Annotated in this window: 10 protein-coding genes; 3 read left to right on the top strand and 7 right to left on the bottom strand. The window is 46.3% G+C overall.

Annotation, left to right across the window (positions count from 1 at the left end):
- Positions 1 to 88: 88 nt before the first annotated feature.
- The gene (locus tag ACTXGH_RS03480; RefSeq protein ID WP_439295601.1) at positions 89 to 4045 is read right to left on the bottom strand and encodes an AAA family ATPase; all 3957 of its coding nucleotides are present in this window, start codon (positions 4043 to 4045) and stop codon (positions 89 to 91) included.
- A gap of 139 nt (positions 4046 to 4184) precedes the next feature.
- On the opposite strand from ACTXGH_RS03480, the gene ACTXGH_RS03485 reads away from it, so the two are divergent.
- Positions 4185 to 4484, top strand: coding sequence for a DUF4298 domain-containing protein (locus ACTXGH_RS03485; RefSeq protein ID WP_439262782.1), 300 nt, complete (start codon positions 4185 to 4187; stop codon positions 4482 to 4484).
- Positions 4485 to 4492: 8 nt separating this feature from the next.
- Here the strand turns inward: ACTXGH_RS03485 and ACTXGH_RS03490 are convergent, their stop codons facing one another.
- Complete coding sequence (locus tag ACTXGH_RS03490; RefSeq protein WP_439262913.1) at positions 4493 to 5296, bottom strand: sulfite exporter TauE/SafE family protein; 804 nt, start codon at positions 5294 to 5296, stop codon at positions 4493 to 4495.
- Between the two features lie 257 nt (positions 5297 to 5553).
- On the opposite strand from ACTXGH_RS03490, the gene ACTXGH_RS03495 reads away from it, so the two are divergent.
- Together ACTXGH_RS03495 and ACTXGH_RS03500 are read left to right on the top strand one after the other, a co-directional pair.
- Positions 5554 to 6516 carry a biotin--[acetyl-CoA-carboxylase] ligase gene (locus tag ACTXGH_RS03495; protein WP_439262784.1) on the top strand — a complete coding sequence of 321 codons (963 nt, stop codon included), beginning with the start codon at positions 5554 to 5556 and terminating at the stop codon, positions 6514 to 6516.
- A gap of 37 nt (positions 6517 to 6553) precedes the next feature.
- Complete coding sequence (locus ACTXGH_RS03500) at positions 6554 to 7282, top strand: pantothenate kinase (protein ID WP_439262786.1); 729 nt, start codon at positions 6554 to 6556, stop codon at positions 7280 to 7282.
- A 232-nt stretch (positions 7283 to 7514) separates the two neighbouring features.
- On the opposite strand, the gene ACTXGH_RS03505 is transcribed toward ACTXGH_RS03500, so the two are convergent.
- From ACTXGH_RS03505 to ACTXGH_RS03525, 5 genes are all read right to left on the bottom strand, one after another.
- On the bottom strand, positions 7515 to 8702 hold the full coding sequence (locus tag ACTXGH_RS03505; protein ID WP_299218180.1) for an isovaleryl-CoA dehydrogenase: 1188 nt from the start codon (positions 8700 to 8702) through the stop codon (positions 7515 to 7517).
- Between the two features lie 79 nt (positions 8703 to 8781).
- Entirely contained in the window at positions 8782 to 9702 is a 921-nt protein-coding gene (locus tag ACTXGH_RS03510) for a hydroxymethylglutaryl-CoA lyase (RefSeq protein ID WP_439295600.1), read from the bottom strand.
- A gap of 36 nt (positions 9703 to 9738) precedes the next feature.
- The gene (locus ACTXGH_RS03515; RefSeq protein WP_439295599.1) at positions 9739 to 11862 is read right to left on the bottom strand and encodes an acetyl/propionyl/methylcrotonyl-CoA carboxylase subunit alpha; all 2124 of its coding nucleotides are present in this window, start codon (positions 11860 to 11862) and stop codon (positions 9739 to 9741) included.
- A 56-nt stretch (positions 11863 to 11918) separates the two neighbouring features.
- Positions 11919 to 12713: an enoyl-CoA hydratase/isomerase family protein gene (locus ACTXGH_RS03520; RefSeq protein WP_439262790.1), complete on the bottom strand. Its 795-nt coding sequence runs from the start codon at positions 12711 to 12713 to the stop codon at positions 11919 to 11921.
- 207 nt (positions 12714 to 12920) lie between these two features.
- Positions 12921 to 14531 (bottom strand): carboxyl transferase domain-containing protein, encoded by a 1611-nt coding sequence (locus ACTXGH_RS03525; RefSeq protein ID WP_439295598.1) that lies wholly within the window; start codon positions 14529 to 14531, stop codon positions 12921 to 12923.
- Between the last annotated feature and the right edge of the window lie 137 nt (positions 14532 to 14668).

Raw genomic sequence — 14668 nt, forward strand, 5'->3', positions numbered from 1 at the left:
TTACGTTACACTCTCAGCACTCACTATAATACTAAAGTCTGTATAAAATCCGATACCAGTTATCAATGATTAATATCGATTATTTATACTAATTGTCGATATAGCTGGCCGCTTCATTGAGTGAAACACTCACTAAAGTAGAGATACCAGCATTTGGCATGGTAATACCCTTCAGCTCATCGGCAATTTGCATCGCAAGCTTATTATGGCTGATAAAGATAAACTGCAAATCGTCTGCCAGCTCATGAATGAGGCTAGTAAAACGAGCGACGTTGGCATCATCAAGTGGCGCATCAACTTCATCAAGCACACAAAACGGTGCTGGATGCTGCTTGAATATCGCAAAGATTAAACTCAGCGCGGTTAGGGTTTTTTCACCGCCCGAAAGTACGGCAAGGCGACTATTACGCTTGCCCTTTGGTTGCGCCATTAAGGTTAACCCAGCTCGCCACTGCTCTGATTTTGGTGCATTGGCAGGCATATCATCAGTATTTAACGTTAGGCTGGCTTGCCCACCGCCAAAGACTTTGGCAAATAAATTGGCAAGCTCGTTATTGACCGCGTCAAGCGTTTGTATAAACAAGGTCTTAGTGGTCTCGTCGATGGAGGCAATCGCCTTGCTCAATGTCTCCATACTGGCTGTGATATCTACTATCTGCTGCGCGAGTGGCTCTAAGCGCTCATTGACTTCCGCCAGCTCTGCCACTGCCGCGAGATTGACCGCGCCAATTTTACTCAGTTGCTGCTCAAGTTTCGTCTTTTCGCGCTCAAGCTCAGCGATTTTGTCAGGGCGCACGCGGCGATCATGCGCGATAAAATCCGCTAATAAATTTGAGACACTCGTCATTAACTGGGGCTGCTGTGATAAGTCCTCATCGGCCTTATATTTGTGAGTCACGCTATAATAAGCTTCTAAAGCCTCTTGCGTATGAGTACTGGCATCGTCTAACCGCGCTGCACTTAATGCCAGCTCAGTGGCGTGATGTGCAAGCTCACTTTGCTGAGTCTGCAATGTCTGCTGTAGCGTCTCTAGCTCTGCCTGCTGCTGACTATACTCCTCTTTAAGCGCCGTTAATGCCAACTCACGCTCTGCTAATATTGCCTGCTGCTCATCGCGTGCTGTCTGCGCAGTTTGTAATGCTGATTGCAGTGCTGGCAGTTTATTTTGCTGCTGCTCGTAACTTACCTTTAGACGTTGTTCACTTTGTAGCGACTTGTTATGTTGCGCACTTACACGGTTAAGGCTACTAACGCTATGCTCTAAGCGCATCTCGTTTTGTTGAATACGCAGCTGCAAGGCTTGCCAAGCGTCCTCGTCTGCTTGACGCGTCCGATTTAGCTCACTGCTCTCGGACTGCAATTGCTGACTCAATGCCCGAGCATCCGCTATTTGTGGCGTCAGCGCCGCTATCTCACTTTGGATATGCTGCTGTTCATGATTGAGGGTTTGCTGCTCTTGCGCCAGCTCTTGTTGTTCCTGCTCAAGGGAAACCTTATCCGCATTTAGCCTCAGGCTATCCGCTTGCAAGCGCTCAGCGGTAGCACGCTGGGTGGTGAGCTGCTGCTGATAGTTGTATTTATCACGCGTTAATTGCTCCGCTTGCGCGCGGGTTTCTTCTAAGCTGACCGTTAACGCATCATAGTTGCGCTGGTTATTAGCGATGGTCTTTTGCTGCGCTTGTATTTTGCTTTCAAACTCATCAAGCAAATCTTCTAACGCTTGTAGACGGCTGCGCTGCTGTAAACGCTGGCTTAAGAATTGACTATTGCTATCATTTTGACCATCTTGCGCACCAATAAATTTACTAAGATTCATCGTACCTTGGCGACTGATAAGCCAGCCGTCCGAGGTTAGTAAAATAGCGGATGATGGCAACACTTTTAAAATCTCAGTCAAGTCTTCTAACGTTTGCTGAGTATTAATTTCAGGTTGAGCGCTATATAAATAGCAGTGCTGCCAAAGTGCTAATTTGGGGGCGCTAATCAGCTGTGATAAAGGCAATACTTTATTAATCAAAGTGCTTGGCACTTCGTTGATAATTGGCTTTGCGTTTACATCATTTTGTTTAGTAGATAGCCACAAGCTATGGCCATTTTCTATTGAAGAATTGTCCTGTTTATTAATCTGTTCGTTTTGCACATTCTGATAAGTAAACAAATCCGTTAAGTCATGCTCAAGCGCTTGCCATAAGTTATTCGCTTCTTGAACGTCGCCGTTAACTTTTTTAGTACTTGACTGTTTAGAGACCAGCACATGACTATCCAGCCATAATGCCAATACGCTATCGAGTAGCTCTGCGTACTGCTGACCTTTGGTGCTGAGCTCAATGTGCTCACGCAAGGTGGTGATAGCTAAGTTATTATAGTCGTTGGCTATTTCACTTTCTAAATCAGTTTTTAAATTGTCAGTTCCTGAAATAGATGCTTGCTGTTGCGATTTTGGCGTAGGCTTAGGATGTAATATCTGGTGTAGAGTATCGTACTCACTTGCTAAAACTGCGTGACGTTTTTCATGCTCGCTCAACTCGCGCTGCTGCTTGTTTAAAAGTTGCTGTAAATCATGCGCTTGTGGTTGTAGCTCAGACAGCCGCTCATCGACGCTATCGTATTGGCGCTCAATTTGCTGCAACTGTTTGTTTAGCTTAGCAACTTGCGTGTCTAACGTGCGCTGCAAATTATTCGCATCAGTCTGCTCTTGCCCATTACCATTAGCTCTGTCAGTATTGGCAACTGGTGATAATGACTGCTGTAGCTGCTGCCATAGATTCTGCCAGTTTTGCTGGCGGCGCTGCCACTTATCATGGTTTTGCTGATGCCGTTTTTGCGCTTGAGCATTAATAGCTTGCTGCTGCTCAAGCGCACGATGACTATCTTGCAGTCGTGATAGCTTATTTTGCGCATCATGGTAGGCGCGCTGCAAGGGTTGCTCATTGCGTTTATGTGCTTCACGCTTACTGCTCAGCTCATCGAGCTGCGGACGCAGTTCTTCTAGCACATTCTGCTGCGTGGCTTGCTCAGCTTTTAAACGCTCAATCTCATCGACTGCTTGCTCACGCTGCTGCTCTGAGCCGACTCGTTGCTGTTCAATAACGGTTAGCTGTGACTTGGCATCACTTAGCTGGTGCTCGGCTTGCTGGTAGCTTAGCTGCTGCTGATAATGGCTGCTTTGCGCATCGTCTTTTAGCCACTGTTCTTGATTGATATGCGCAGCAAGCTTATCTTGCTTGACTTTTAGCGCGTCATAACTTGCTTGTAGTGTGGTGACCTCATTAGCGCTACGCTCATGGGCGATTTTTTGCTGCTGCTGAGTATGCTTAGCTTGATACAGTTGCTGAATCGCTAGTTGTTGCTTGATATCAGCAAGCGTTAAGGCTAACTCTTCATAACGCTCAGCGCTAGCAGCTTGCTTAGATAAGCGCCTTTGTTGGCTGACCAGCTCGCTTTGCATATCGTGCAGGCGTGCAAGATTGTCTTTGGTTTTCTCGAGCTTTTTTTGCGTCTCTATTCGGCGCGCTTGATAGCGCGACACCCCTGCCGCCTCTTCTATAAACTCACGCAGCTGCATCGGATTAGAATCTACAATTCGCCCAATCATACCTTGCTCAATGACTGCATAACTGCGCGCGCCAAGCCCCGTGCCCAAGAACACATCGACCACATCACGGCGGCGACAGCGCGTGCCATTGATGAAATAGTCTGAACGTCCCTCTTTATTTACTTGCCGGCGTACAGACAGTTCTTGATAGAGGTTAAACTCATGGCGAATGCCCGTCTGCTCATCTTGGGTGTGCTCAAAAGTCAGCTCGACACTGGCGACACTTTTGGCAGATTTATCCTGCGTACCAGCAAAGATGACATCACTCATTGCCCCGCCGCGTAACTGCTTGGCAGAGGTCTCACCCAGCACCCAGCGAATGGCATCGATGACGTTGGATTTGCCACAGCCGTTCGGCCCGACGATGGCGGTGATACCATGACGGAAGGTAAAAGTCGTTGGATTGGCAAAGGATTTAAAGCCTGCCAGCTTAAGAGATTTTAAACGCATGAATGGTCAGTGAACTTAGCGAAAACAGGCGGCTATTCTACCTGAAATTGTGACGAGTTTTTAGGGTTTGTGAGGAATGCTATAATATGGCTTAAAATCTATATAATTCATATAAACACTAAAAATTAAGGAAATTCAGATGACTGATTATAACCCGCAAGAACTACAACAAAAATATGAAGAATGGTGTGAGCTACATCGTCAACAGCTTGAGGCGCAACAGCAGTTCTTAAAAGCTGAAGCATTGAAAAACGAATTAAAAGACTACTATCTAAATCCGCAATGGATGACGGATCGTGAAGCGGATATGCCAATTGAATACTCAGGTAAAGAGTATTCAATCTTTAGTGAAGATGCGCTTTGGAGTATGCTCAGCGACCATGATGAGTTAGCAAGAAAGTGGATGCGTCTGGGGCTTGATGCGATTGATAAGAAGTAAAAATCGCCCTAAATCACCCCAATACCACTCAACAATAATTGCCCGCCTGCAAATAATAGCAACACGCCAAAGGCACGCTTAAGCGTGAGCGCAGGTAATACATGGGCAAGCTTGGCACCGACTTTTGCCATAGCGAAGCTAACGACTGAAATACATATAAATCCTGTGACATGGACAAAGCCTATCGTACCCTCAGGTAGATTGACCACATCTTGACCAAACCATGCAAATCCTGCCGCGCCAGCCAATGCAATCGGTAGACCGCAAGCCGCTGAAGTACCGACCGCCTGCTTCATTGGCAGTCCTGCCCAATTTAAAAACGGTACGGTCAAACTACCACCGCCGATGCCAAAGATAGACGATGCCATACCAATCCCTGTCCCCGCGCCAAATTGAACGCCAGCTGGCGGTAACGGCTTGCCCAATTGTTCTTTATTGGATAAAAACAACATTTTTAATGCAACCAATAATGCGCCAACACCAATGATGGCCTGCAATACCTTGCCATCAATCATATCAGCGATGCCTGCACCCACTAGACTACCGATGACCAAGCCTAATGCCATCTTGCGCCATACTTCCCAGCGCACACCGCCACGCTTATTATGTGCAGTCAATGAGCTAATAGAAGTCACCACAATGGTCGCAAGAGAAGTACCAATCGCTAAATGCGTAACGACTGCAGGTGAAAAATCATAGGCAGTAAAAATCCACACCAATGCTGGGACGATAATCATGCCGCCGCCGACGCCAAACAAACCCGCACTGACGCCCGCAAACGCTCCTGCAATCACAAACCATACATACAACATCATCGAATTGGCCTTTTGCTTGTTTTTTGAATGTTTTTGTCGTGCCTGACTACTTTTTTGTCTTCTTATTTTTTTGCCTGTCTACTTGGCGCATACTCTCAAGCTAAATCAGAGGTATTAAATAGGTATAATCGACCATATTACATTTGCCAAACTCTCAGCCGATCTTTATGCTGTTTGTCTTATATTGTCTACTTAAGACAAGTGCCAGTATACCAAAGATTACCCATACGACCTTAACTACAGTGACTAAATTTATGCCGTCATCAGCCAGCACCTCCGTCTATTTATCTGAGCTTACGCATTGTCATGTAATCAGCAGCGCCTCTACCAATACTGAGCTGATAGAACGTGTCCAAGATGACACACTGAGCGCCACTGAATTACATCTATTGACGGCTGAGACTCAAAGCGCAGGACGTGGGCAACGGGGGCGTTCATGGCAATCACCGCGCGGCAATGTCTATCTGTCGTTATACCATCCAGTGCATACATCCATTAGCGGCTTGTTATCGTTACTCGTCGGTGTCGAGCTGGCAAAAATGCCTATTATCCAAACGTTAAATGAGCAGCTGCGCGCGCAAGGTTTGACCCCTATTGGCGTCAAATGGGCCAATGACTTGGGCTTTTATCAAAACCTGCCTAAACCAGATGAATCTCAATCAAACAAAGCCACACTAGACACCCAAATTATTCAATTTAATAAACTTGCCGGTATTTTGATTGAACCCGTATGGAAAGCAGGTAAATTGGTCGGTGTGGTCATAGGTGTTGGACTCAATGTACAAGCTGCACCAAAGCTAACCGCGCAAACTTGCGAAGGCATGAGCTATCAAGCGATCAGCTTACAAGACATTTACGCGATGCTGAAAGCAGATACCAATAATAAGAGCAACGATATCAATCTACCAACCTTACAAACGCTTTATCAACAAATGAGCAAAGCGTTGATAGCAGCGATGACGCGCTTTGAGCACTTTGGGATAGAAAAGCCAACTGGACACACTTATTATCTGGACAGCTTTTTGCAAGAATTTGCGACGATGGATGCACTGGCAGGTCTGCGGTTACGTGTGACTCAAGACCATGATGATAAAGCGCATGTGGTGACTGGTCATGCCTGCAGTATCGATACAAACGGGTGTTTGCAATTGCGTGAAGATAACGGTAAGATTTCTGCGCTTTTTACGGGCCGTATTGACGTAACTCGTGAGGCTTAGAGCACATACTTAACGAGCACTATATAAAGGGATTTTTATGCTCTGGTTAGATCTTGGAAACACCCGTCTTAAATACTGGCTCACTGATGATATCGGGCAGATAGTCGCACACGATGCCAAGCAGCATTTGCAAGCGCCTGCCGAATTACTCATGGGTCTAACCGATCGCTTTGAACGTTATGCACCTGACTTTATCGGTATCTCGTCTGTACTGGGTGACGAGCTCAACGCCAAAGTAACAGAAACGCTGAGTCGTCTAAACATCCCATTTGAGTTTGTCCATGTCGATGCGGCGCACCCATTGATGCGTAGCGACTATAATGATGAGCAACTTGGCTGTGATCGTTGGTTACAGATGCTGGGCGCGGTCGATAAGAAAAAACGTCAATGTGTAATTGGTTGCGGTACAGCGGTGACAATTGATTTGATTGATCACGCGACACATTTAGGCGGTTATATTTTCCCCAGTATTTACTTGCAGCGTGAGTCATTGTTTTCTGGTACCAAGCAAATCACCATCTCTAACGGTACTTTTGATAGCGTCAGTCAGGGCACCACCACGCAAGATGCGGTACATCGCGGTATCTTACTATCTATCGTTGGGGCGATCAATGAGATTAGCCGTCGCCATCCCAACTTTGAAGTGATCATGACTGGCGGCGATGCATCCATTATCGCCCAGCACGTCAACCGTTCAGTGCGCTTGCGTGATGATTTATTATTAAATGGTCTGGCACGCTATTTTGACCATAGCAAACAGACATAATGATTTTATAAGATAGAAAATAGACATAAAAAAAGCAGGACGTTTTGAGCGACCTGCTTTTTTGTTATAGCCTGTTCGATTTCAAACCCATACAGAGTGCTAATGGGATGAGTTTTCACAGCCTCTGTCACGCCTGCGAACAGCAAGCAAGAAAAATTTAGCCCATTAGCACGAGGATATTAATGTATCGATGTTGTTTTGAAATTAATATCCAACGAACATTCAATAATTTTTACTTAGTCTCGTTAAACAGTTCACGACCGACCAGCATACGGCGAATCTCACTGGTACCTGCACCGATTTCATACAGCTTAGCATCACGCCAAAAGCGACCCAGCGGATACTCATTGGTATAGCCATTACCACCGAAGATTTGAATGCCCTCGCCCGCCATCCACGTGGCTTTTTCAGCGCACCATAAAATCACACTGGCACAATCTTTACGTACTTCTCGACTATGACCTGCGCCGCGTTGGTCTAGCATATCGAGATTTTTACCGACAGTATATAAGAAGCTACGTCCCGCTTGCAAGATGGTATACATGTCTGCGACTTTACCTTGAATGAGCTGAAACTCACCAATCGCTTGACCAAACTGCTTGCGGTCGTGGATATAAGGGACGACATTGTCCATCACTGCTTGCATAATACCGATAGGACCTGCGGCCAATACTGCGCGCTCGTAATCAAGACCACTCATCAGTACTTTAACGCCTTCACCAACGCCACCTAAGATATTTTCTTTAGGGACTTCAACATTGTTAAAGGTCATCTCACCGGTATGACTGCCGCGCATGCCTAGTTTGTCGAGCTTTTGTGCTGTACCAAAGCCTTCCATGCCTTTTTCAACGATAAATGCCGTCATACCTTTGGCGCCCATCTCAGGGTTGGTCTTAGCATAAACAACCATCACGTCTGCATCAGGACCATTGGTAATCCACATTTTGCTACCGTTTAATATGTAGCTGCCGTCTTTTTCTTCTGCTTTTAGTTTCATACTGACCACATCAGAGCCAGCGCCCGTCTCACTCATTGCAAGTGCACCAACGAATTCACCACTGATTAATTTTGGTAAATACTTTTGTTTTTGTGCCTCATTACCATTGCGTTTAATCTGGTTGATACATAGGTTTGAGTGCGCGCCATAGCTTAGAGCGACGGATGCAGAAGCGCGGCTAATCTCTTCCATCGCGACCATATGGGCGACGTAGCCCATATCAGCACCACCGTACTCTTCAGGAACGGTAATACCATGCAGACCTAGGTCGCCCATCTTTTGCCACAAATCCATTGGAAACTCATCGCTACTGTCAATTTCAGCCGCGCGCGGGGCAATCTCATTAGCCGCAAACTGCTGTACCACATCACGTAACGCGTCGATATCTTCGCCAAGCTGAAAATTTAATCCAGGTAAACTCATAACTATTCCTTGTATATAAATGTTTTAATAATTAAATTTTAATCTGTTTTTAGAGCCATTACATCTTCAGTGCATTTAGTTAGGACTGACGCTTATTAATCAGCGCACGTGCCACGCTAGAACCATTGCGGCGACCGAGAAACTCACTAATACGCTCACCTGTTACGACCAATTTATCTAAATCAATGCCAGTGCTAATGCCCATACCATGCAGCATATAGACGACATCCTCGGTTGCGACATTGCCCGTTGCGCCTTTGGCATACGGACAGCCGCCAAGCCCCGCCACTGAGGTATCAAATTCGCTGACGCCCATCTGTAAGGCGGCCAAGGTATTACTAACGGCTTGACCATAAGTATCATGAAAATGGCCTGATAGCATAGCTATATCAGCATATTCTAAAGCGGCTTGTAGCGCGCGCTGTACTTTCAACGGAGTACCAACACCAATGGTATCGGCAATACCAATCTGCTCTGAACCAATCTCAACCAAACGCTTGGTCACGTACGCCACTTGGCTTGGGTCAATCTCGCCCTCATAAGGGCAACCGACCGTACAAGAGATAACGCCGCGCACTTTGATGCCATGCTCTTTTGCCGCAGCGGCAACGGGGGCAAAACGTTCAATACTTTCATCAATACTACAATTGATGTTTTTCTGACTAAAGGTTTCACTGGCTGAACCAAAAATTACGATTTCATCAGGACGGTGCACGATGGCATTCTCAAAACCGCGCATATTTGGTACCAGTACCGAATAGATAACGTCATCACGCTTATTACCTGCAAGCGCGGTCATCAGCTCACTGTTGTCGCCCATTTGTGGCACCCATTTTGGCGAGACGAAGCTGGTTGCCTCCAGCTTTTTCACCCCTGCTGCGATTAAATCGTTGATAAGCGTCTGCTTCACTGCAGTTGGCACTGTCGTTGATTCATTTTGCAAGCCATCACGTGGACTAACATCAACGATTCTGACATGGTCTGGATACGAATGGCTCATGGTTATTATCCTTTTATTGCCCTTATACTTCGGTTCTTAAGCTTCACTAGCTTCGGTATCGATACGGAGCAGCTCATCACCATCAGCCACTGAGTCACCTGCTGCAAATAACAACTCTGCCACTACCCCATCAGTCGGTGCGGTAATGGTATGTTCGATTTTCATTGCTTCAATAACAGCGAGTGGCTCACCTTTTTTGACTGTGTCGCCGACTTCTACTTTAAATGCCACTACCTGACCTGGCATTGGTGACTTTAAGCTGCCGACCGCTGCAGACTCTTCGCCCACGTGCGCCATGATATCGATCAGCGTAATCTCGTCACGACCGCTGTCGGTGAACACATAAACGATCTCATTATGTACCCAACTTTGAGCGCTAATACGTGCGCCATCAATCCATAAAGTATGATTATGTGCGTCGCTGCTGGCGTAACTCACATCACTCTCATAAATACTTTCTGTCTGAGCGGCTACATTAACATTATTTTGAGTATCGTTACTTGCGATCTCTTTTTCAATAATCAATGTAAAGCTGCTGGTATTTTCAGCACCCTTTTTGCTGTCAGAATAATGTGCGTTGTGCCAATTGCTAATACGAGCGCTATAAGATTGCTCATCATAAACCAAGCTAAACGATCTTGTATAATCGTTATAAGCACGAAAACCAGTAGGCTTACTAAATGGATCTGCATCTGTACCTTGGGCAGCGCCTTCACTGGCAAGCTGCTGCGTAATAGCAGTCACAACCAGCGTCGATAACTCAAGCGGATGCTGATTAAACAACTCATCATGCTCACGTTCAATCAACGCAGTATCAAGATTGGCTTTACTAAATGACTCAGTATTAAGAATATAACGCAAAAACGCCACATTCGTCGGTAAACCAACGATGCGCGTTTGTCCCAGTGCTCGATCGAGTTTCGCCAATGCTTGCTCGCGCGTTGGCGCATGAACGATAAGCTTTGCAATCATAGAGTCGTAAAACGGGCTGATTACATCACCTTCGCGTACACCATCATCGATGCGCACGCCTGCGCTGTCATTATTAATTATAAAGGTACTATGTTCAGGCTTTTGATAGGTAAATAAAGTACCTGTCGCTGGTAAGAAGTCATTGTCAGGATTTTCAGCACAGATACGCGCTTCAATCGCATGACCATTGATCGCAAGCTCATCTTGCGTTTTTGGTAATGGCTGACCTGCCGCGACCAAGAGTTGCCATTCAACCAAGTCTACACCAGTAATGGCCTCACTGACTGGATGCTCAACTTGCAGACGGGTGTTCATCTCCATGAAATAAAAACTCATAGCGCCTTCGCGCTGTTCAACGATGAATTCAACCGTACCTGCACCAACATAGCTAACGGCACGCGCGGCTTCTATCGCTGCTGTCCCCATCGCTTTACGCATAGCCTCATCAACGCCTGGCGCTGGTGCTTCTTCTAGCACCTTTTGATGGCGACGCTGTACCGAGCAATCACGCTCAAACAGATGCACATAGTTGCCGTGCGTATCACCGAATACTTGGATCTCGATATGGCGTGGTTTGAGGGCGTATTTTTCAATCAATACTTGATCATTACCAAAGCTGGTAATCGCTTCACGGCGACATGAATCTAACAAGTCAATAAAGTCGCTGCCCTGCTCTACGATACGCATGCCTTTACCGCCACCGCCAGCGCTGGCTTTAATCAATACCGGATAGCCAATATCATCTGCTTGCTGTTTTAAAAACTGGGCATCTTGATTGTCACCATGATAACCCGGTATCAGTGGCACGCCTGCCGCTTCCATCAAACGCTTGGACTCAGACTTACCGCCCATGGCGCGAATCGCATCGGCAGATGGACCAATAAAGACCAGACCTGCGTCTTGACAGGCTTGCGCAAAATCCGCATTTTCACTCAAAAACCCATAACCCGGATGGATCGCTTGTGCGCCAACATCGAGAGCAATTGCAATGATCGCATCGCCTTTAAGATAGCTATCTTTCGGGGACGATCCACCCAAATAAACCGCTTCATCACAGACAGCGACATGCTTGGCTTCGCGGTCAGCATCAGAATAAACAGCGACGGTATTCACACCCAGACGCTTGGCAGTCGCGGCCACCCGGCAGGCAATTTCACCACGGTTGGCGATTAGAATTTTAGAAAACATAACTATCCCTGTGTCTTGTCATTTTTATTTGTCGTCTTGGCTATCGTTGTTTGCGGCTAGTCTACCGTCAACCAGTCAGGCTTACGTTTTTGCAAAAACGCTTGTACGCCTTCCTTACCTTGTGTGGATGAACGGATATCAGCAATGCCTTTTACCGTATCGGCAATTAAGTCATCACTAATAGGCGCGCCTGCAATATCATGCAACAGCTGCTTGCAAGTTTTAACCGCATCGGGGCTGTTTTTGACCATCTTGGCACAGAATGTTGCCACTGCCTCATCTAATACTTCTTCGCTGACTCGCTCGTGGATAAAACCAAGCTGACGCGCTTTTTTGGCATCAAACACTTCAGCACTTAAGAAATAACGCTGTGATGCTCTAGCACCTAGCGCTCTAATAACATAAGGGCTAATCGTTGCAGGGGCTAGTCCCAAACGCACTTCACTCAAGCAAAAGTTCGCAATCTTAACGGCGATAGCCACATCACAAACAGCCACTAGACCCATACCACCTGCATAAACGTCACCTTGAATAGCAGCAACTGTCGGCTTAGGACACTCATAGATAGTTTTAAGCATTTGCGCGAGTTTATCAGCGTCCGCTAGATTTTCTTCATAGCTATAATCTGCCATGGCACGCATCCAGTTAAGATCGGCACCCGCACAGAACGCTTTGCCGGCAGCCGCTAACACGATGACTCGCACATTATCATCAGCGCCAAGCGTGGTAAAAACCTCGGTCAGCTCGGCAATCATTTCATCATTAAAGGCATTACGTATCTCAGGACGATTTAACGTCACCGTCGCTACGTGCTGCTCAATATCAACCAATAGGCTTTTATAGTTATTCATAAAGGGTTATCTCAATGTTTTATAGTAACTTTCTCTATATTTCCTATGTATGTATCTTTTTATAGATAATTAATTAAAAGACACTTAATCAAACTTTTAGTCAATCCATAATAATATTAATACAAGGAAACCGAATGTAGATGTACAAATCGTACTTCAAATAAGGTTGACGCAGTAGTAAATTATTATGGGCAGACCTTAAAATTCTTACATTCTAAAGACCCCATAAGTCGTCTCTTCAATCGGTGCATTATAGGCAGCGCTAAGACCTAAAGCCAGTACGTTACGAGTATCAGCAGGATCAATCACGCCATCATCCCACAGGCGCGCCGTCGCATAATAGGGATGGCCCTGCTTCTCATACATATCAAGAATCGGCTCTTTAAATGCAGCCTCATCCTCGCTACTCCATTCTTCGCCCTTACGGTCAAAATTATCACGCTTGACGGTTGCCAGTACTGAGGCTGCTTGCTCACCGCCCATGACAGAAATACGCGCATTTGGCCACATCCACAAGAAACGAGGGCTATAAGCACGGCCACACATGCCGTAGTTACCGGCACCAAATGAGCCACCGACAATAACGGTAAACTTCGGCACTTTGGCATTGGCAACTGCCATCACCATCTTAGCACCGTGACGAGCGATACCTTCGTTTTCATACTTACGCCCGACCATAAAGCCAGTAATATTCTGCAAAAATACTAATGGAATTTTACGCTTACAACATAGCTCAATGAAGTGTGTGCCTTTTTGCGCTGACTCACTAAACAAGATACCGTTATTGGCGATAATGCCGACTGGCATGCCTTCGATATGCGCAAAACCACAAACTAGCGTGGTACCGAAGCGCGCTTTAAATTCATCAAAGGCACTGTCATCGACGATACGAGCGATGATTTCTTTAATATCAAAAGGTTTACGCTTGTCTGTTGGAATGACGCCATATAGCTCTTTGGCATCATAACGTGGTGGACGGGGTTTGATTTGATTCGGAATTTGCTTAGCAGGACGATTGAGATGACTGACGATATTACGGGCAATCGACAACGCATGGGTATCGCTTTGTGCTAAATGATCGACGACCCCCGACAGGCGAGTATGCACGTCGCCACCGCCCAAATCTTCAGCGGTGACCTCCTCCCCCGTTGCTGCTTTCACAAGTGGTGGCCCACCCAAAAAGATGGTGCCTTGGTCTTTGACGATAATAGATTCGTCACTCATCGCTGGCACATAAGCGCCACCCGCCGTACAGCTACCCATGACTACGGCAATCTGTGGAATGCCTGCAGCACTCATATTGGCCTGATTAAAGAAAATACGACCAAAGTGCTCTTTGTCTGGGAATACGTCATCTTGGTTTGGCAAGTTCGCGCCGCCTGAGTCCACCAAATATACACAAGGTAAGTTGTTTTCTTGGGCGATTTCTTGCGCGCGCAAGTGCTTTTTGACCGTCATCGGATAGTACGTGCCGCCTTTTACCGTAGCATCATTACAGACGATCATGCATTCAGTACCGTTGATACGGCCAATACCAGCAATCACGCCAGCTGCGGGAATATCCTCGCCATACATATCATGCGCGGCCATTGGAGCCACTTCTAAAAATGACGTACCCACATCAAGCAAGCGCTCGACACGCTCGCGCGGGAGTAGCTTACCACGCGCCAAATGCTTGGCACGGGCACGCTCTGAGCCGCCTTGAGCGACCTTACGCAGGTGTATATATAAGTCGTCGACCACTTCTTGCATAGCAGCACTGTTTTGCTGAAAGTCGCTCGCGTTTGGGCTCAACTTACTGGTTATGATAGTACTCATGATATCCCTTTTCTTTAATGCGTAGAGGTAAGTAGCTTTTTTAGGCAGATTATTCTAAGCGTTACTCACATAATTAATCTTTAATATTTTAGGCTCAGATGTTTTAGGTTCAAATATTTTAGACCTTATAAACAAGC

The sequence above is a fragment of the Psychrobacter sp. 1Y10 genome (assembly GCF_052259005.1).
GTDB lineage: Bacteria > Pseudomonadota > Gammaproteobacteria > Pseudomonadales > Moraxellaceae > Psychrobacter > Psychrobacter saeujeotis.

Bases quoted from the DNA above. Each gene is read 5' to 3' on its own strand.
- ACTXGH_RS03480 (WP_439295601.1), bottom strand. From the start codon at position 4,045: ATGCGTTTAAAATCTCTTAAGCTGGCAGGCTTTAAATCCTTTGCCAAT.
- ACTXGH_RS03485 (WP_439262782.1), top strand. From the start codon at position 4,185: ATGACTGATTATAACCCGCAAGAACTACAACAAAAATATGAAGAATGG.
- ACTXGH_RS03490 (WP_439262913.1), bottom strand. From the start codon at position 5,296: ATGTTGTATGTATGGTTTGTGATTGCAGGAGCGTTTGCGGGCGTCAGT.
- ACTXGH_RS03495 (WP_439262784.1), top strand. From the start codon at position 5,554: ATGCCGTCATCAGCCAGCACCTCCGTCTATTTATCTGAGCTTACGCAT.
- ACTXGH_RS03500 (WP_439262786.1), top strand. From the start codon at position 6,554: ATGCTCTGGTTAGATCTTGGAAACACCCGTCTTAAATACTGGCTCACT.
- ACTXGH_RS03505 (WP_299218180.1), bottom strand. From the start codon at position 8,702: ATGAGTTTACCTGGATTAAATTTTCAGCTTGGCGAAGATATCGACGCG.
- ACTXGH_RS03510 (WP_439295600.1), bottom strand. From the start codon at position 9,702: ATGAGCCATTCGTATCCAGACCATGTCAGAATCGTTGATGTTAGTCCA.
- ACTXGH_RS03515 (WP_439295599.1), bottom strand. From the start codon at position 11,862: ATGTTTTCTAAAATTCTAATCGCCAACCGTGGTGAAATTGCCTGCCGG.
- ACTXGH_RS03520 (WP_439262790.1), bottom strand. From the start codon at position 12,713: ATGAATAACTATAAAAGCCTATTGGTTGATATTGAGCAGCACGTAGCG.
- ACTXGH_RS03525 (WP_439295598.1), bottom strand. From the start codon at position 14,531: ATGAGTACTATCATAACCAGTAAGTTGAGCCCAAACGCGAGCGACTTT.